Annotated in this window: 18 protein-coding genes; 10 read left to right on the forward strand and 8 right to left on the reverse strand. The window is 65.9% G+C overall.

Going from position 1 to position 17,337, the window contains the following annotated elements; genetic code table 11:
- The first annotated feature begins 101 nt into the window (after nucleotides 1-101).
- A complete protein-coding gene (locus ACVOKO_RS09435) occupies nucleotides 102-377 on the forward strand; it encodes a YcgL domain-containing protein (RefSeq protein ID WP_057626938.1) in 276 nt (91 codons plus the stop codon).
- Nucleotides 370-3,708, forward strand: coding sequence for an ankyrin repeat domain-containing protein (locus ACVOKO_RS09440; protein ID WP_346498670.1), 3,339 nt, complete (start codon nucleotides 370-372; stop codon nucleotides 3,706-3,708). The genes ACVOKO_RS09435 and ACVOKO_RS09440 overlap by 8 nt, the downstream gene beginning before the upstream one ends.
- Nucleotides 3,709-3,846: 138 nt before the next feature.
- On the opposite strand, the gene ACVOKO_RS09445 is transcribed toward ACVOKO_RS09440, so the two are convergent.
- On the reverse strand, nucleotides 3,847-4,278 hold the full coding sequence (locus tag ACVOKO_RS09445) for a hypothetical protein (RefSeq protein WP_346498671.1): 432 nt from the start codon (nucleotides 4,276-4,278) through the stop codon (nucleotides 3,847-3,849).
- A gap of 143 nt (nucleotides 4,279-4,421) precedes the next feature.
- On the opposite strand from ACVOKO_RS09445, the gene ACVOKO_RS09450 reads away from it, so the two are divergent.
- From ACVOKO_RS09450 to ACVOKO_RS09465, 4 genes are all read left to right on the forward strand, one after another.
- Nucleotides 4,422-4,670, forward strand: coding sequence for a hypothetical protein (locus ACVOKO_RS09450; RefSeq protein ID WP_057626941.1), 249 nt, complete (start codon nucleotides 4,422-4,424; stop codon nucleotides 4,668-4,670).
- A 111-nt stretch (nucleotides 4,671-4,781) separates the two neighbouring features.
- Entirely contained in the window at nucleotides 4,782-5,696 is a 915-nt protein-coding gene (locus ACVOKO_RS09455; protein ID WP_346498672.1) for a bestrophin family protein, read from the forward strand.
- Nucleotides 5,697-5,725: 29 nt separating this feature from the next.
- Nucleotides 5,726-6,715, forward strand: coding sequence for a porphobilinogen synthase (gene hemB, locus ACVOKO_RS09460; protein WP_346498673.1), 990 nt, complete (start codon nucleotides 5,726-5,728; stop codon nucleotides 6,713-6,715).
- A 1-nt stretch (nucleotide 6,716) separates the two neighbouring features.
- Nucleotides 6,717-6,992 (forward strand): SHOCT domain-containing protein, encoded by a 276-nt coding sequence (locus tag ACVOKO_RS09465; protein ID WP_346498674.1) that lies wholly within the window; start codon nucleotides 6,717-6,719, stop codon nucleotides 6,990-6,992.
- Nucleotides 6,993-7,167: 175 nt separating this feature from the next.
- Here the strand turns inward: ACVOKO_RS09465 and ACVOKO_RS09470 are convergent, their stop codons facing one another.
- Complete coding sequence (locus tag ACVOKO_RS09470; RefSeq protein WP_346498675.1) at nucleotides 7,168-8,046, reverse strand: TolB family protein; 879 nt, start codon at nucleotides 8,044-8,046, stop codon at nucleotides 7,168-7,170.
- Nucleotides 8,047-8,098: 52 nt separating this feature from the next.
- Here ACVOKO_RS09470 and aroE point away from each other — a divergent pair, with 52 nt between their 5' ends.
- From aroE to ACVOKO_RS09490, 4 genes are all read left to right on the forward strand, one after another.
- Nucleotides 8,099-8,947 carry a shikimate dehydrogenase gene (gene aroE / locus ACVOKO_RS09475; RefSeq protein WP_346498676.1) on the forward strand — a complete coding sequence of 283 codons (849 nt, stop codon included), beginning with the start codon at nucleotides 8,099-8,101 and terminating at the stop codon, nucleotides 8,945-8,947.
- A 9-nt stretch (nucleotides 8,948-8,956) separates the two neighbouring features.
- Nucleotides 8,957-9,313, forward strand: a complete 357-nt coding sequence (locus ACVOKO_RS09480; RefSeq protein ID WP_346498677.1) for a hypothetical protein — start codon at nucleotides 8,957-8,959, stop codon at nucleotides 9,311-9,313.
- Between the two features lie 74 nt (nucleotides 9,314-9,387).
- Nucleotides 9,388-11,487, forward strand: a complete 2,100-nt coding sequence (dinG, locus tag ACVOKO_RS09485; protein WP_346498678.1) for an ATP-dependent DNA helicase DinG — start codon at nucleotides 9,388-9,390, stop codon at nucleotides 11,485-11,487.
- Nucleotides 11,488-11,561: 74 nt separating this feature from the next.
- Nucleotides 11,562-11,990: a hypothetical protein gene (locus tag ACVOKO_RS09490; protein ID WP_346498679.1), complete on the forward strand. Its 429-nt coding sequence runs from the start codon at nucleotides 11,562-11,564 to the stop codon at nucleotides 11,988-11,990.
- A 722-nt stretch (nucleotides 11,991-12,712) separates the two neighbouring features.
- Here the strand turns inward: ACVOKO_RS09490 and ACVOKO_RS09495 are convergent.
- The 6 genes from ACVOKO_RS09495 to ACVOKO_RS09520 all read right to left on the reverse strand — a co-directional run bounded on the left by ACVOKO_RS09495 (nucleotide 12,713) and on the right by ACVOKO_RS09520 (nucleotide 17,282).
- Complete coding sequence (locus ACVOKO_RS09495) at nucleotides 12,713-12,865, reverse strand: hypothetical protein (protein ID WP_346498680.1); 153 nt, start codon at nucleotides 12,863-12,865, stop codon at nucleotides 12,713-12,715.
- Between the two features lie 32 nt (nucleotides 12,866-12,897).
- Complete coding sequence (locus ACVOKO_RS09500; protein WP_346498681.1) at nucleotides 12,898-13,278, reverse strand: DUF1761 domain-containing protein; 381 nt, start codon at nucleotides 13,276-13,278, stop codon at nucleotides 12,898-12,900.
- Nucleotides 13,279-13,411: 133 nt separating this feature from the next.
- Nucleotides 13,412-14,593 (reverse strand): NO-inducible flavohemoprotein, encoded by a 1,182-nt coding sequence (gene hmpA, locus ACVOKO_RS09505; RefSeq protein ID WP_346498682.1) that lies wholly within the window; start codon nucleotides 14,591-14,593, stop codon nucleotides 13,412-13,414.
- Nucleotides 14,594-14,893: 300 nt separating this feature from the next.
- Entirely contained in the window at nucleotides 14,894-15,160 is a 267-nt protein-coding gene (locus ACVOKO_RS09510; RefSeq protein WP_057626952.1) for a hypothetical protein, read from the reverse strand.
- A 61-nt stretch (nucleotides 15,161-15,221) separates the two neighbouring features.
- Entirely contained in the window at nucleotides 15,222-15,806 is a 585-nt protein-coding gene (locus ACVOKO_RS09515; protein ID WP_346498683.1) for a YdeI/OmpD-associated family protein, read from the reverse strand.
- Nucleotides 15,807-15,899: 93 nt separating this feature from the next.
- Nucleotides 15,900-17,282 (reverse strand): amino acid permease, encoded by a 1,383-nt coding sequence (locus ACVOKO_RS09520; RefSeq protein WP_430980749.1) that lies wholly within the window; start codon nucleotides 17,280-17,282, stop codon nucleotides 15,900-15,902.
- Nucleotides 17,283-17,337 lie beyond the last annotated feature (55 nt).

The following is a 17,337-nucleotide window of genomic DNA, read 5'->3' on the forward strand; positions in this document are numbered from 1 at the left end:
AGAGCCTTGCGAATTCATTTGCTCGTTGACGCTCCGCCTTTCAACAGCGCCGGATTTCCGACACAATCTCCGATTCCCGATGCAGGGCCAAGCCCGCTGGCATGCAAGCTTACGTCTATAAAAGCCAACGCAAGCAGGACACCTACGTGTACCTCGCCAAGCGTGATGATTTCGATGTGATCCCGGCTTCGCTGGGTAACACTTTGGCGCCGTATACCTTCGTATTGGAGGTGGCCCTGACCCCCGAACGTCGCCTGGCCCAGGCTGATGTCGCGCTGGTGCGCGCCAATCTGGCCGAGCGCGGTTTCCACCTGCAGGCGCCGCCGTTGCCATTGGCACCGGTGAAGATCGCCCGCATCGACGGTCGCGATGACTGAAGCATTACGTAGCCGCGTAGTTGCCGCCGCGCTGGGCTTGGGGGTGTTGTTGACCCTGGCCACGGCGTTCGGTGGCGTGGTCGCGGCTGTGTGCGGCGTGCTGGCCCAGCCCGCGTTCGCACTGGCGGTGTCGTGGTGGCGGCGCAGCCGCACCGTGACCCCGTCGCTGGCAGTGTTCAAACGCGAGCTTCCCGGCCTGTTGGGGCTGTGGGCCGGCGGTGCGGCGGTGGTGGCGGTATTGGTGTCCTGGCCGCTGGCAGCGCTGCATGACAGCGGCAGCCTGGCGGCGGTGCTGGCATTGAGCATCGCGGTCAGCGTGGCGCTGCTCGCGCTGTGGCGCACCTGGCCGCTGTGGCACGCGATGGAGCGTGAAGACAGCTCGCTGCGGACGCAGTGGCAGGCATTGAGTGGCCGCAGCCTGGATTCCTGGCATGGGCTGGGCGCAGCCGCCCTGGTGCTGCTGCTGTGCGCGGCCATCGTTGCACCGGCCTGGCCGGGCCTGGTCAGCGCTGGCCTGCGCTGGCCGCTGGCCATTGCCACCGCCTTGATCGCCCCGCTGCTGCATCAGCTGCTGCAGTCCATGCGCAGCGCGCCGGTGGCTGGGGCAGGCAAGAACAGCAGCGTGCAGCAGCCGGCGTTTGATCCGTTTGCCGAGGCGCTGGCCGAGCCGGCACCGCTGGAACCCATCGCCCAGCACGAGCTGGTGCCGCAGCTATATGACGCCGCCCGCGGCGGCCGCATTGATCGTGCCCTGCAACTGCTGGACGCCGGTGCGGATCCGCATGCGCCGGCCCCGGCTGACTCGCGCGACCAGCGCAGCCTGGCGGTGCTGGCGGCGGTATTGCCGGACCTGCGCCTGCTGCGTGCGCTGATCAGCCGTGGCGTCGACGTCAACCAGGCCCATCGCGGCATGACCCCGTTGCTGGCGGCAACCCGCGACAGCTGGCACGGTCGCCCCGAAGCGGTGATGACCCTGCTGGCCAACGGTGCCGATCCGCGCACCCCCGATGCCGATGGCAATACGCCGCTGCATCACGCCGCACGCAGTTCCGATCCGGGCGTCGCTGCCTTGCTGCGCGATGCCGCTGCCCACATCGATGCGCTCAACAACGACGGCCACAGCCCCCTAGCGGTGGCCTGCCAGGCTGGCAACTGGCGGCTGGGCAAATTCCTGCTGGAGCGCGGCGCCAAGGTCGAGCCGGCCGATGGCGTGCCGGTGCTGGTACAGGCCGCGGCCACCGATGACGATGACCCGGCCGGTGTGCAGCTGCTGCTCAAGCACAAGGCGCGGCTGGATGCGCGTGACCGTCAGCGCCGCAGCGCGCTGCACGAGGCTGCGTTGGCCGGCCACGTGGATATCGTCGAAACCCTGCTCAACGCCGGTGCCAATGTGGAACCGCGCGATGCCGCCGGCCGCACGCCGTGGCTGGACGCCGCCTCGCAAGGCCACGCCGCGGTGCTGGAGCGCCTGTTGGCGCACAAGCCCGACGTGCATGCCGTTGATGGCGAAGGCAGCAATGCGGTGTTGCTGGCCAGCCGCGCCGAACATGTATCGGCCGCGCTTATCCGCCGCCTGCTGGACCTGGGCATTGCCACCGATGGGGTAGGCAGCGATGGCCGTCGCGCCATCGAGCATGCCGCCGCAGCGGGCCGTTGGAGCATCGTCTCGCTGCTCGACCCGAGCTATCCGTTGCCGGTTGCAGTCAGCGATGCGGCCAGCACTGCCGATGGTGCGGAAGGCGATGCCGTGCCGGTGCTCAATGATCGCGCGCCGCTGGCCTTGCTGCGCGAGGCGCTGGTATTCGGCAACGTCGATGGCATGGCGCCGTTGGCCAAGCTGTGTGCGGCCGATGAACTGGGCGGCCTGCTGCACGATCCTGAGTTGGCGCTGCAGCCGCGCGTGGTGGAATGGCTGCTGGGCCAGGGCGCCGCGCCGGAAGTGCTCGATGCCTGCGGTGATACCCCCATGTTTGCCCTGCTGTCGCGCGGCGTCGATGCGATTCCCACCCTGCAGGTATTGCTGCAGCAGGGCGTGTCGCCGGCCGGTCGCGGTGGCCTGACCCGCTTCCTGGCGGCCTGCGCGCAGCACGACCACGGCGCACGCAGCACCGAACAGTTCGCACTGGAATTGCTGGAGCGTGGCGCCGATCCGTTTGCCGCCTCGCCGGCGGGTGATCCGGCCTTGTCGCTGGCCGTGCGCCTTGGCTGGTTGAAGCTGCAGCAGACGCTGCTGCTCAACGGGGTTGATCGCGAGGCCCGCGACAGCCACGGCATGACCGCCTTGCACCTGGCCACCGCGCTGGCCCGCGAGTCCGCACTCAAGCAGCTGGTGCTGCAGGGTGCATCGCCCGATGCACGCGCCGCCGATGGGCAGACGCCGCTGGGCGTTGCGCTGTCCAGCGGCCGTCGTGATCTTGCCGACCTGCTGGACTGGCGCGGCTGGCAGCTGCCGCTGCGCGCGCTGCGCGATGCCGATGTTGCTGCGGCGGCGATGGCCGGCGATGCCGATGCGGTGCGTCGCCTGCTCAATCTTGGTTTTGCCGTCGATGCGGTCGACGCGCAGGGCTGCACCGGCCTGCTGCGTGCAGCCGGCGGCGGTCATGCCGCCGTGGTGGACCTGCTGTTGTCGCGCAGTGCCGATCCGCAGCATGCCGCGGCCAGTGGTGCCACGCCGTTGTCGGCGGCGGTGAGCATGCGCCAGACCACGATCGTGGCGGCGCTGCTCAATGCCGGCGCCAAACTCGAACACCGTCTGCCCGGCGGCGTCACCGTCTTGATGCTGGCGGCCGCGTTGGGCCTGCCGGATATCGTCGCGCGCCTGCTCACCGCCGGCGCCGATGTACATGCCGGTGATGACCAGCAGCTGGCGCCGCTGCATTGCGCCGCGCTTTATGGTTTCACTTCGCGTGACCGCTCACGCCTGCTGGCCTTGCTCGATACCCTGCTGCTTGCCGGCGCCGAACCGGACCAGGCCTCGGCCGGCACGGTAACGCCGCTGCTGTTGCTGCTGGGCGCACGCGCCGAGCCGGGCACGGCCTGCGACGAGAGCGTGGTGCTGGCTGCGGTGGAACGCCTGCTCGACGAAGACGTGTCGCTGGACGTACGCGACCCGCGCGGCTTCGGCCCGCTGCATCTGGCTGCTCTGCACGGGCTGCCGCAACTGGTGCAGCGCCTGCTGCGTGCCGGTGCCGATCCGGAAATGCGCGACGCGATCAACCGCACCCCGCGCGACATCGCCATCATGCGTGGCTTCATCGACGTCGCTGGCGAATTCGAACCGGCAGTGCCGGGCGTGTCATCGATGGCGCGCTTCCTGCGCGATCACAGCTGATCGCATTGCCTGCGCGGGTTGCAGCCGCGAGCGGCGTAGTTCCCGCATCGCGCAATGGCAGCAAGCAGCGGCACTTCGAATGCAGTTGAAAAAAGGGCGCCAATCGGCGCCCTTGTTGCATCAGCTCACGCGCAGGACTTACCTGCCTGCGCCCGGCGGTACCCAGATCGCCACGCCGGCGGCGCGCTTCTGCTGGGTGGGGATGCCGACGCTGAGGCCACCTGCGGTATGCCGGCCAAAACTGCCCGCGCCCACCGACATGCCGACCGGCGAACCACCGGCGCCGACGCCCATCAGGATCACGCCGTTGGCGCCGAGTGCGGCGGCCTCGCGCTTGAGCCGGGCAATGGCGGCATCGGTCTGGCCCTGGGTGCCAAAGCCGACCGCGCTGGAGGATTCAAGCTGGGCGATCTCCACCGAACCGGCTGGCGGGGTGGAATAGATCTGCACAGTGGCCGGGTCCACCGGCGCGCGCGCCTGGCCCAGCATGACCTTGGAGGTGCTGGCGCAGCCGCCCAGTGCCAGGCTGGCGCCAAGGGCGAGGGCAGCAATAGCGAGTGCAGGTTTCATGGTTTCACTCCCCGGTGATCGGTAATTGCGGATGATCCATGGCAACGGCTGAATCAGTCGAGAACTTCCGGCCAGGGCGAGGGCCTTTTGCTTCGCACCTGTTCCCGGCTATCTTGCAGTCTGTATTTGGTGGAGGAAAGCACATGGGGCTGATCAGCCTGATTTGGGGAATTATTGCCCTGTTGTGGATGATTCTGGCTTTTATTCCGCTATTGGGCTGGGGGAACTGGGTTCTGATCCCGTTCGCGGCGGTGGGCGCGATCATCGCCGCCATCGGCCTGCTGTTCACCCATGCCAGCAAGCGCGGCCGGGCCAAGACCGGCCTGCTGCTCAACGCGATTGTCATCGTTGTGGGCGTGATCCGCCTGAGCATAGGCGGTGGCATCATCTGATACGGGGCGGGGCTGGGGGCCGGCGAGGTACCGCCTGGGGGCGTAAAATAACGGGGCTGGCCGGAGGCCCTCCGGCGCCCTTTGCCTGTTGCAGGCAGCTTCCGCTCCCCGATGATCATCCGCCCCCGCCCGACTGGTTGGCAGTTGCTGTACATCCTGCGCGGCTCCATCGTGCCGGCCATCGCCCCCAAGGTGCTGGCCATCGGCGTGCTGGCGGTGCTGGTGGCGGCATTCAGCCGCAGCTGGCATCCCTTGGGAGGCAGCGGCCTGTCGGTGGTGCCGTTCACCCTGCTGGGCCTGGTGCTGTCGATCTTCCTCAGTTTCCGCAACAACGCCTGCCACGACCGCTGGTGGGAAGGCCGCAAGCTGTGGGGCCAGTTGCTGATTGAATCGCGCAGCTTCGCCCGCGAGGCCGCTGCGCTGCTGGCCGCCGAGCCGCAGCTGCGCCAGCGCAGTACCTGGCTGGTGATCGGCTTTGCCAGCGCCCTGGCGGCGCGCCTGCGTGGCCGCGACGAGCTTGCTGCCTGCGCGCCATGGCTGCAGCCGGACCAGACTGCGGTACTGGCGCGGCGCAATGTTGCCGATGGCGTGTTGAACCAGCTGGCCAGCGAACTGGCCGTGCCGCTGCGCGAAGGCCGGTTGGATCCGTATCTCTACGCCCAGTTCGAAGCGCGCCTGCATGGCATGGCCAGCGTGCAGGCCGGCTGTGAGCGCATTGCCGGCACGCCGCTGCCGTTTGCCTACACCTTGCTGCTGCACCGTTGTGCCTGGCTGTTCTGCGTGCTGCTGCCGTTCGGCCTGGCCGGCGCGCTGGGCTGGGCCACGCCGGTGGTGTCGATGCTGCTGGCCTATGCCTTCTTCGGCCTGGACCAGCTCGGCGAAGAGATGGAAGAGCCGTTTGGCCTCGAACCCAACGACCTGCCGCTGGACGCCATGGTGCGTACCATCGAAATCGATCTGCTCGACGCGCTGGGCCACAGCCCGCTGCCCGAGCCATTGCAGCCGCAAGGTTACCGGCTGCAATAACCCTGTTTCCAGAATCAAGGAGTACCGCGATGATCCATCCCCAGTACCGCCCGCGCCGCATGCGTCACGATGAATTCTCGCGCCGGCTGATGCGCGAAAACACGCTGACCAGCAACGATCTGATCTGGCCGGTGTTCGTGCATGAACTTGATGGCCGCACGCCGGTGGCCTCGATGCCGGGCGTGGACCGCATGTCCATCGACGAGCTGCTGCGCGAGGCCGAGCAGGCGCTGGAACTGGGCGTGCCGGTGATCGATCTGTTCCCGGTGATCGACCCGTCGCGCAAGTCGCTGGATGCGGCCGAAGCCTGGAACCCGGAGGGGCTGGCGCAGCGCGCCGTGCGCGCGCTCAAGCAGCGTTTCCCCGAGCTTGGCGTGATGACCGACGTGGCGCTTGACCCGTACACCACGCATGGCCAGGACGGCATCATCGACGACACCGGATACGTGCTCAACGACATCACCGTCGAGGCGCTGGTCAAGCAATCGGTATCGCATGCCGAAGCGGGTGTGGACATCATTTCGCCATCGGACATGATGGACGGCCGCATCGGTGCTATCCGCACCGCGTTGGACGATGCACGGCATATCAACGCGCGCATCATGGCCTATTCGGCCAAGTACGCGTCGGCCTTCTACGGCCCGTTCCGCGATGCGGTGGGCAGCTCCGGCAACCTGGGCAAGGCCGACAAGAAGACCTACCAGATGGATCCGGCCAACAGCGACGAAGCCATGCGCGAGATCGCGCTGGATCTGGAAGAAGGCGCCGACATGGTGATGGTCAAGCCGGGCATGCCTTACCTGGATATCGTGCGCCGGGTGAAGACCGAGTTCGGCGTGCCGACCTTTGCGTACCACGTCAGTGGCGAGTACGCGATGTTGAAGGCGGCTGCGGCCAACGGCTGGCTGGACGAGCGCAAGTGCGTGCTGGAGACGATGATCGGCTTCAAGCGTGCCGGTGCCGATGGCGTGCTGACCTATTACGCACCGCAGATCGCGCGTTGGTTGAAGGAGGTGTGAGATGAATGTTCCCGGTCTTGAGGGCTACAACTGGGCGGTGTGGCTGATTGGCGTGCTGGTGTTCGCCGTGGTGATTGGCGTGTTCATTGCCGCCATCGTGCGCGCCGGTAAGCGTCCGCCGCAGCTGCACTCTGCCGTCGAGCGGCTGCAGCGCGAGGCAGGGCAGGGTACGGATGTACAGGCCAAGCTGCGCGAGCTGGATCTGCGCAGGCAGGGCGGGCAGATCAGCGAGACCGAGTACGAGGCGATGCGCGCTGCGGTGTTGGCAGGGAAGTAGCTTTTGCTGGAGCTGGAAGCTTTAAGCAGAAGCACCCCTCCCCAACCCTCCCCTTGGCCTGCGGCCAAAGGGAGGGGGCTGGTGCTGCAGGCTGCCAAATATTGCCGGGGCGGCCGCTTGTCTCCCTCCCTTTCGCGTAGCGAAGGGGAGGGCCGGGGAGGGGTTGGCTCTCGCCTCAACGGCAGGACTCATCCCCATCAACAACCGGCGCCTTCATCCGGTACAGATCCATGCCGCCTGCCCTTGGCGCCCGCGCCTTGCCGCTGACCACCAGCTCGCCCGGCTTGTTGGCATCGATAAGCGCGCCACGCGTGTCGCTGTCGGCACTGTTGAACGATAGGTCCAGCAGGCGCGGCTCGGCCCACTGACCTTGCCGGCACTGTGACAACCACAGCTGGGTTCCGCCCTGCGCATTGGTACGGGCAACGATCACCCCGCGTCCGCCGCCCAGCCAGCTTGCATCCACTTCGTCGGCAGGCGTGCTGATGCCGGCCAAGCCCGTCACGGCGGCAAAGCCGTCACCACTAGCCCGCGCCTGCCACAGATCCCAGCCGCCGCTGCCGCCGCCGCGATTGCTGGCAAACAGCAGCCGGCCATCGTCGGCCAGCGCCGGCGAGCGCTCGTCCTGGCGGGTATTGATGGCCGGGCCCAGATTCTGCGGCGCCGCCAGGCTGCCATCGGCTGCTACCGCCGCCCGGAACAGATCCAGGCCGCCGTGCCCGCCCTTGCGGTTGGATGCGAAGTACAGCCACTGCCCGTCGCTGCTGAGAAAGGGGTCCAGCTCATCGGCGCTGCTGTTCAAGGCCAGTGGCTGCGGAGCGGTCCAGCGCTTGTCCTGCAGCTGCGCCTGCCACAGGTCCCAGCCGCCGGCACCGCCGGGGCGGGTGCTGGCCCAGATGATGCGCTGCCCGTCAGTCGACAGCGTTGCGCGCATTTCATCGGCGCCGGTGGAAACTATGCCCATGCCCTCGATGCCGAATTCGGAAAGCGCCGAGGCGATCGGGGTAAAGGGTAAACTCAGGCTCAGCGCGAGCAGCAAACGTCGGGTCCGCATAAGGGTCCAGTCAGCAAAATCCCGTCCAGTCTAGGTCATGCAGAGGATCCCAATGAGCGCACCACGCTACGCAGTTTTCGGCCAGCCCATCGCCCATTCGCAGTCGCCGCGCATCCAGTCCGCGTTCGGCAAGGCACATGGCATCGAAGTGGACTACCGCGCCATCGAGGCCTCGCCGGAAGATTTCGCTGCGGCGCTGGAAGCCTTTGCCGCCGACGGCGGCGTTGGCGCCAACGTGACCCTGCCGCACAAGGAAGCCGCCTTTGCGCTGTGTGCCACCACCACCTCGCGCGCCCACCGCGCCGGCGCGGTCAACACCTTGCTGCGCAAGGGCGAGCGCTGGCACGGTGACAACACCGACGGCATCGGCCTGGTGCGTGATCTCACCGGCCGCCACGGCCTGGACCTGCGCGGCCGCCGGGTGCTGCTGCTCGGTGCCGGTGGTGCTGCACGCGGTGTGGCACCGGCCTTGCTGGACGCAGGCATCCTCGAGCTGATCGTGGTCAACCGTTCGCCTGAGCGTGCCGATGCGCTGGTCGATGCGATGAGTGAACCCGGCCGTGTCATTTCCGCGTACTGGGATGCGCTGCGCGAACAGGGCGACTTCGAACTGATCATCAATGCCACCTCGGCCGCGCGTGGCGACGGCAGCGGTTTCAACCTGCCGCTGTCGCTGGTCAACAGCATGACCACGGCGGTGGACCTGAACTACGGCGAGGCTTCGATTCCGTTCCTGGCCTGGGCGCGTGCGGCCGGCTGCCGCAACAGCTTCGATGGCCTGGGCATGCTGGTGGAACAGGCGGCCGAGAGCTTCCAGCAATGGCATGGCATGCGCCCGGAAACCGATGCGATCTACGCCGAGCTGCGTGGCCGCGACGCGTTGCTGGTCACTGCGGACTGAGGCCGGCCCATGCAACCCACGGAATTGTTGACCACCTTGCTGGTTTCCATCGGCTACCGCCTGCCGATCCTGATTGCTCTTGGCGTGGCGTTGGTGATGTTGATCGATACCCCGCGCGGCAAGGTGCGCAGCGTAGCCTTGTCGGCGCTGGCCTTGCTGCTGGCGGTGGCCATGATTGGCGGCGTGCTCAGTGCAGTGCCCCTGCTGCTTATCGCAAGCGGCAATTACAGCAGCGTGGGTTCGATGAATACGCTGTTCAGCATAGGGCACCTCGGGTTGTCGCTGTTCGAAGCGGTGGGCTACGTCCTGCTGGCCTGGGCGCTGGTGCAGGCCCTGCGACGCCCGCAGGCCCCCGGCAAAGCCTGAGCCACCAACGCATTCGGTGAATGCGGGCGGGTATGGGAAAATACCCGCCTTGATTGAGCTGCGGGCAGGTTGGCGTGACGGAAAAAGTAGAAGCACCACGGGCGCTGACCGAGGACATCAAAACCGGCATCCGTGACGCTTACAGCAAGCTGCAGGCAAACACGCCGGGCTTCAGCACGCGCCGTTCGCAGAGCCAGATGATCGGTGTGGTGTCGCGCGCGCTGGGCACTGGCGGGGTCGGCGTGGTGGAAGCGCCCACCGGCGTCGGCAAGAGCCTGGGTTATCTGACCGCAGGCGTGCCGATCGCACTGGCCAGCAAGAAGAAGCTGGTGATCAGCACCGGCACCGTGGCGTTGCAGTCGCAGCTGGTCGAGCGCGACATCCCCAATTTCCTCAAGTCCACCGGCCTGCAGGCTACCGTTGCGTTGGCCAAGGGACGAACCCGCTATCTGTGCACGCGCAATGCCGCCGAAGCGCAGGGCGAAGGCGTTCAGGAGGGCATGTTCGGCGACGACGTGCAGCTCTACGACCGGCCGTTGGCGCCGATTGAAATGGACGTTGCCGAGAAGCTGACCAAGGCCTTCATCGAAGGGCGTTGGAATGGCGATCTGGACAGCGCTCCGGAAAACGTCACCCCCACGCTGCGCATGCGCATCACCACGCCGGCCTCTGCCTGCGCCGGGCGCCGTTGCGCGTATTCGTCGCAATGCCCGGTGCAGCGCGCGCGCACTGAAGTGCGTGATGCACAGATCATCGTCACCAACCATGCGTTGCTGCTGTCGGCCTTGTCATTGGGTGACAGCGACAGCGGCCAGCCGCTGATCGCAGCGCCTGGCGAAATGCTGCTGGTGCTGGACGAAGGCCATCACATCGGCAACGTCGCCATTGACCAGGGTGCAGCCAACCTGCCGCTGGACGACATGGCAAAACGCACCAGCCGCCTGCAGATCCTGATTGCCGGCGCCTACCGTGCGGTGGACAAGGACAAGCTCGGCAACCTGTTGCCCAACGAGGCCATCGATGTGGCGTCGCGCGTCAGCAAGTTGCTCAAGTCCTTCCGCGATGACATCGGCAACGTGTGGATTCCGCAGCCCGATGACCGCGAGCCGATGTGGCGCGCTGCCAACGGTCGCCTGCCTGAATCCTGGCGGCAGCCGATCGAAGTGCTGGCCGACGAAACCCGCACCTTGCTCAACTGGGCAACGGCAGCCGCTTCGGCGGTGGCCAAGGGCAAGCAGGACGATCCCGCCGTCGAGCGCCTGCAACGCAACCTGGGCATGGCCCAGGAAATGATCGAGCAGCAGTACAACCTGTGGGCCGGTTGGCGCCGCGAGGACAAGGAAGGCCAGCCGCCGATCGCGCGCTGGGTGACCATGTCACGCGATGGCGATTACATCCTGCATTGCTCGCCGGTGTCGGCGGCGATGGTGCTGCGCAAGCTGCTGTGGGACGAAGTGGACTCGGTGGTGATGACCTCGGCCACGCTTACCGGCGGCGGTGATTTCCAGTCCCTGGCGATCGACAACGGCATTCCGGAAGAAGCGGAGATGGTGTCGCTGGCTTCGCCGTTCGACCTGCCCAACCAAGCCGAGTTGATCGTGCCGCAATTCCCGGTGACCCCGGATGACCGCGAGCGTCATCCCAAGGAAGTAGCCAAGTACCTGGCCGCCGAACTGGACTGGGACAAGGGCAGCATGGTGTTGTTCACCTCGCGCTGGAAGATGGAAAAGGTAGCCGAGCTGATGCCGGCGACGCTGCGCAAGAAGGTGCTGGTGCAGGGTGACGGCGCCAAGCAGAAGATGATCGACGAGCACATCCGGCGCACCTCGGCGGGTGAGGGCTCGGTGCTGTTCGGCTTGAATTCGTTTGGTGAAGGCCTGGACCTGCCGGGCGAGGCCTGCACCACGGTGGTGATCACCCAGGTGCCGTTCGCGGTGCCGACCGACCCGCAGACCTCGACCTTGAGTGAGTGGTTCGAGAGCCGCGGCTTGAACTCGTTCAACCTGATTGCGATTCCGCATGCATTGCGGACGTTGACACAGTTCTCCGGGCGTTTGATCCGTACCTCGACCGATACCGGGCGGGTGATCATTCTGGATTCGCGTCTGCTGACGCGGCGCTATGGCAAGCGCATCATCGATTCGTTGCCGCCGTTCAAGCGGGTTATTGGCTGAGTGAAAATCCCCCAGCTGGCGCTACCATCCGCCAACCCGTAAAGTTCGCCGCCTTCCCCCGAATACCGAAAACCATGGCCACCCCGCACGCAGCCTTCCCCTGGACAGCGCACCTGCAGCGTCTGCAGCAACGCGACAGCACCTTGGCAGTGTTGGCGGCAGCGCCCATGTTCGCTGCCGAAGAAAAAGCGCTGACTTCTGCAGGGCAGGCACTGGAGCAGCTGTTGCTGGCCGGTGAGCATCTGCTCAAGGCAGACGCCGATGTTGGCTTGGTGGCTGACGAGTTGCGTCGCTTCCAGAAGTTCGCGCCGCCGGGACGGCCGTCGGTGCAGATCGTGCAGCTGCGCAGGCAGCAGTCGACCGTGCAGCAGGCGCAGCGGATCGCACGTCAGGCATTCATTCGCAATGCCGATGGTTTCGCGCGGGCGCTGGGGTTGGACGTGCCGCAGAAGCTGGGCGTAGTTGAAACTGTGATGCGTTGGCTGCGCGCCAACCTCGCGTAAGGCAGTTCTCCAGCTCCCTCCCTTGCGCAAAGCGCAGGGGAGGGTTGGGGAGGGGTGCCTTGGCCGTGGCTCGAGCTTTGGCAGTTGCAGTTGCTCTGGACTTTGACTCACCGGGCCCCTTCTGTAGCGACGGAGCCGGCAGACAAGACCCCGAACGGGGCGACGTGCAGGACGCACGTCGTTTTTCGACGATACAGGGATGTATCGTCGAAAAATCCTGACGGCGGAGTGGACCCGCGTCGCGTAGCGGCGTGGGCGCGGAGGCAGGGTGTGCTTTCTTTTGGTTATCTTTTCTTTGCACAAGCAAAGAAAAGTGACTCGCTCCCCGAAGGGGAGTGAAAGCTCTTGCCTTTGCCTTTGTCCTTGCCCTTGCCTCAACGGCAATCAAGATCAAGATCAAGGGCTTTCGCCCGCCTGCGGCGCGCGAGCACACCTTTCTTTGCTTGTGCAAAGAAAGGTGGCCCAAAGAAAGCACACCCTGCCTACGCGCCTTCCGCGCTGCGCGCTCCAGGTCCACTCCGCTGCCGGGATTTTTCGACGATACATCCTTGTATCGTCGAAAAACGGCGTGCGTCCTGCACGCCGCCCCATGCGGGGTCTTGTCCGTCAGCTCCGTCGCTGCGGAAGGGGACCCGGTAGGTCAAAGTCTAGAGCCACGGCCGAAGCCGAAGCCGAAGCTACCCCTCCCCAGCCCTCCCCTTGCCTGCGGCAAAGGGAGGGGGCTAGAGCAACAGCAACAGCAACAGCAACAGCAACAGCAGCAACAGCAACAGCAACAGCAACAACAGCAACAGCAACAGCAACAACAGCAACAGCAACAGCAACAACAGCAACAACAGCAACAACAGCAACAGCAACAGCAACAGCAACAGCAACAGCAGGGATCTTCGTTACTGCCCTCAGTGCCTTAGTGCCACAAGCCCAGGATCAGGCCGAACAGCACGAACTGTGCGGTGTGGTAGCCACCATCGATCGCCCACAACTTTCCGCTGCGCTGCGCGAACTGATAGTTGATGCCGAAGCTCGCCGCGACCATGCCAAAGCCTACGACCAATCCGCATAGCAATGCCTTGCGCAGTTCCGGTGCCGGGCCGATGAACCAGGCGAACGCGAACGCCGCCAGCAGCGAAAACAAGAACGCCACGCCAAATACCTTGCCCGGATGCCCCGGCGGTACTTCGCCGCCGTTTTCAAGGTTCCATGCGCGGCCAAACAGCACCGGTGAATACCACAGCCCGCCCAGCAGAAAGCTCGATACAGCGGCCAGCACCACGGCATAAACGTTCATGCGTTTCCCCAAAGCAGTGAGCGATGCCGCATCCTAGCGCCGCTGCAGGTACTTGCGTAGCCGCGGCCCAAAAAGAAGACCGGCGGGTTTCCCCGCCGGCCTCCTACCTCTCACACGTTTGCGGCGATGCCGCTCAGGCTTCCAGTGCCGCTGCCGGGCCGAAGAACTCGTAGTGGCTCTGCGTTTCCGGCACGCCGACATCGCGCAGTAGTTTCTTCACCTGCGCCATGAACGGCTTCGGCCCGAGGAAGTAGGCCTCGACGTCGCGCTCGGCCGGCAGCCACTGCTCCAGCAGCTCGCGGCTCAGGAAACCATCGGCATCGGCCTTGTCGCCGGGCAGCGCATCGCTGTAGCAGGTGTAGCTGCGCAGCTGCGGGTGCTGCTTCTGCTTGTCGGCGATGAAATCACGGAATGCGTGCACCTGGCCATTGCGTGCGCAATGGATGAAGTGCACCTGGCGGCCGCTTGCCAGGGCGTGCTCCAGCATCGGCAGGGTCGGGGTGATGCCGACGCCGCCGCTGATCAAGGCAATCGGGCGCTCGCCTGCAACTAGGGTGAAATCACCGGCCGGTGCGAACAGCTCCAGTGTGTCGCCGACCTGCACCTTGTCATGCAGATAGTTGGACACCTTGCCCATGTCTTCGCGCTTGACGCTGATGCGGTAGCCGCGGCCATCTGCGGCACGCGACAGTGAATAGTTGCGGCGCACCTCCTGGCCGTCGAGCTGCAGCTTCAAGCCGATGTACTGGCCTGGTTGGAAATCCACCACCGCGGCGCCGTCTACCGGCTGCAGATGGAAGGAGGTGATCTCGGCGCTCTCGCGGACCTTGTCGGCCACACGGAAACTGCGGGCGCCACGCCAGCCGCCAGGCGCGCTTTCGTTGGCGGCATAGGCCGACTCCTCGGCGCCGATCAGCAGGTCGGCCAGCATCTGGTAGGCGGTGCCCCAGGCGTCGATGATTTCGTCGGTGGCAACGTCCGGCCCCAGCACTTCGCGGATCGCGCGCAGCAGGTAGTGGCCGACGATGGGGTAGTGCTCGGGCAGCACCTGCAGGGCGACGTGTTTGGCCACGATCTGCCCAACCAGGGGGCCCAGTGCTTCCAGCCGGTCGATGTTCTTGGCGTACATCAGCACCGCGTTGGCCAGCGCTCGCGGCTGGTCGCCACTGAGCTGGTGCACGGGGTTGAAAAGGGGGCGCGCCGCATCGCTCTCGGTCAGCATCAGCCCGTAGAAATGCTTGGTCAGCGCTTCGCCGCCGGTCTCCAGCAGGGGGACGGTCGCCTTGATGAGGTCACGTTGGGTGGAGCTGAGCATGGTGAGAGGTTCCTGCTGCGGGGGTGACCACATGTTCCCCCTTCACCTGCAGCGTTCTCGATGATTTAAGTCAAGGAGTGGCCGGATTGATGGGCTGAATGCGGCTCATGCGCAGTCACCGCGCCTGGCGGAATCGCAATGCCTGCAAGCCTTGCACGAGCCCTTCGCGGCGAGAGAGAAGCGTAGTGCCGAGCCATGCTCGGCAAGGGGCTTCACCGGTAAGCCACAGCCGACCGGCAAGGCCCAGCCGAGCATGGCTCGGCTCTACAACAGCGGGGCGTGTTTGCGAGCGCGGAAAGCTCAGTCCGCTTCGGGGCGGTTCAATGCCGACGTCATGGCTGCTGCATCCTCGCGGTTGAGGAACAGGTACTCCAGTTCGGCATTGCCGAACTTGTCTTCCAGTTCCTGCTTGCGCACCGGATGGTTGCCGAAGCGGAAATGGGTGCTGCCGTCATCGACGTTCTCGATGGCGTACACGCCGAAGGACGGCGGATTTGTCAGGGTGCCTTCCAGCTTGACGGATGCCGGGTCGATGGCGCGCTGGATGAGGTCTTCTAGATCGATCATGGCGTAGCAACAGGACTGATGGGGGTGTTTGGGGGAAGTGGAATCGCTGGCGCGGCCCACGTCAATGCGTTTGATGCTTCCAGTTGCGTCGCTTGCCATCGGATAACCACTCGATGGCCAAGGCAATACGCTGCTGGCGGGTACTGTCACGTTTGGCTTCGCCTATCCATTCCAGATAATCGCGTTGGTAGCCGGGTGTGAAACCGTCAAAGTGGGCCTTGGCTGCCGGTACAGTTGCCAACGCTTCGGCAAACGCCGGCGGCATCGGCAGCGGCGCGCGCGGAGCGGCTTTGGGCCGGCTTGCACCGGCATCAATCCGCTGCGTGGCGGCGCGCAGCTGGTTGCTGAATTCGCGTTTGCCGGGCAGGTCGCGCAGCGACTGCAGGCGGCCGTACTGGCCCATGGCCGAGTCGTCGCCCTTGCCATCGGCGCGTTGCCAGAAGCCCAGCGTGGCGTGCGCCTTGAATGCAGCCATGCCGCACAGCAGTTTGCCCTTGTAGAGGAAGGCTGGCATGCCCCACTTGATCGCCTCGGTGGCCGCGCCGCAGCCGCTGTGCACACGCTGGCGGATCTCGCGCAGGATGGGCTGGGCGAAAGCGGCGGCATTGGCGATGTAGGCGTCGACGCGGGGATCGGCTGTGGACATGACTGGCCTCGGATGGGCGCAGCCTGCCGTCACTTGCGCACTAAAACAAGCCCATCGTGGCGATGGGCTCGAATGCCAGCTGATTTGGCACGGTCAGGTACGGCGGGCGTGCCTTGCCAGGCCACTGCACAGTGCGATGAAGGCGGTGAAGGCGGCCATCGACAGGAACTGCAGGCGGGTTTCCGGGGTGAGCAGCAGCAGCGCGAAGATCAACGCCAGGATAGCCAGCGCCAGCACCGTCAGGAACGGGAAACCGGCCATCCGGAACGGCAGCGGCGTGCCCAGGCGGTCGGCGCGGCGGCGCAGGATCAGCTGCGACACCAGGGTGATGGTCCAGACCAGCAGGCAGGTGGAGCCGACCACGTTGAGCAGCACCGGCAGTACCTTGTCCGGGTAGATCAGCTCCAGCACGGTGGCGGCAAAGCCGAACAGCACGCTGGCCAGCACCGCCACCACCGGTACCTGGCGCGTATTGGTGACGCCCAGCCAGCGCGGCGCCTCGCCACGTTCGGCCAGCGAATAGATCATCCGCGAGGCGCCGTACAGATTGGCATTGAGCGCCGACAGCAGGGCGATGACCGCGATCAGGGTGATGGCGGTGGCCGCACCCGGGATGTTGGCCACCTGCAGCACGGCGGCAAACGGCGATTTGAGGGTGGGGCTGTTCCACGGCACCACCGCGATGATCACGCCGATCGAACCGATGTAGAACACCAGGATGCGCCAGGCCACGGTGCGGATGGCGCGCGCCAGGCTGCGTTCCGGGTCCTGGGTTTCGGCCGCGGCCACGGCCACGATCTCGGTGCCGCCGAAGGCGAAGATCACCACCAGCAGCGCCGCACCGATGCCGGCCAGGCCCTTGGGCATGAAGCCGTCGTGGCCGGTGATGTTGGCCAGGCCCGGCGAGGGTACGTCCGGCAGCAGGCCCAGCAGCAGGGCGATGCCGATCAGGATGAAGGCGATGATGGCGCCGACCTTGAGGATGGCGAACCAGAACTCGAATTCGCCGTAATTGCGCACACCCATCATGTTGATGACGGTGAACACCACCATGAACGCCAGCGAGGTCAAGGGCACCGAGAGCTGCGGCCATACCGAGGCCAGCAACCCGGCCGCACCAACCGACTCGGCGGCGATCACCACCACCAGCTGCGCCCACCACAGCCAACCCACGGTGGCGCCGGCAGTGGCGCCCAGGGCATCGGCGGCATATACCGAGAACGCGCCGCTTGCCGGCCGTGCGGCGGCCATCTCGCCCATGGCGTGCATCATGATGATGACCAGGGTGCCCGCTACCAGGTAGGAGATCAGCACCGCCGGACCGGCTGCCTGGATACCCACACCCGAGCCCAGGAACAGGCCGGCGCCGATCGCGCTGCCCAGCCCCATCATGATCAGCTGGCGTGGCTTGAGTGCACGTTCCAGCTTCTGTGGAGGAGTGCTGGCCGGGGCGGAAGAAGTGCTGGGCATCGGCAGGAGTTTCGGTGTTGAGAAGGGCGACACGATACCGCGTCCGTCCGCTGTCGTGTCC

It is taken from the genome of Stenotrophomonas sp. STEN240 (assembly GCF_056756175.1).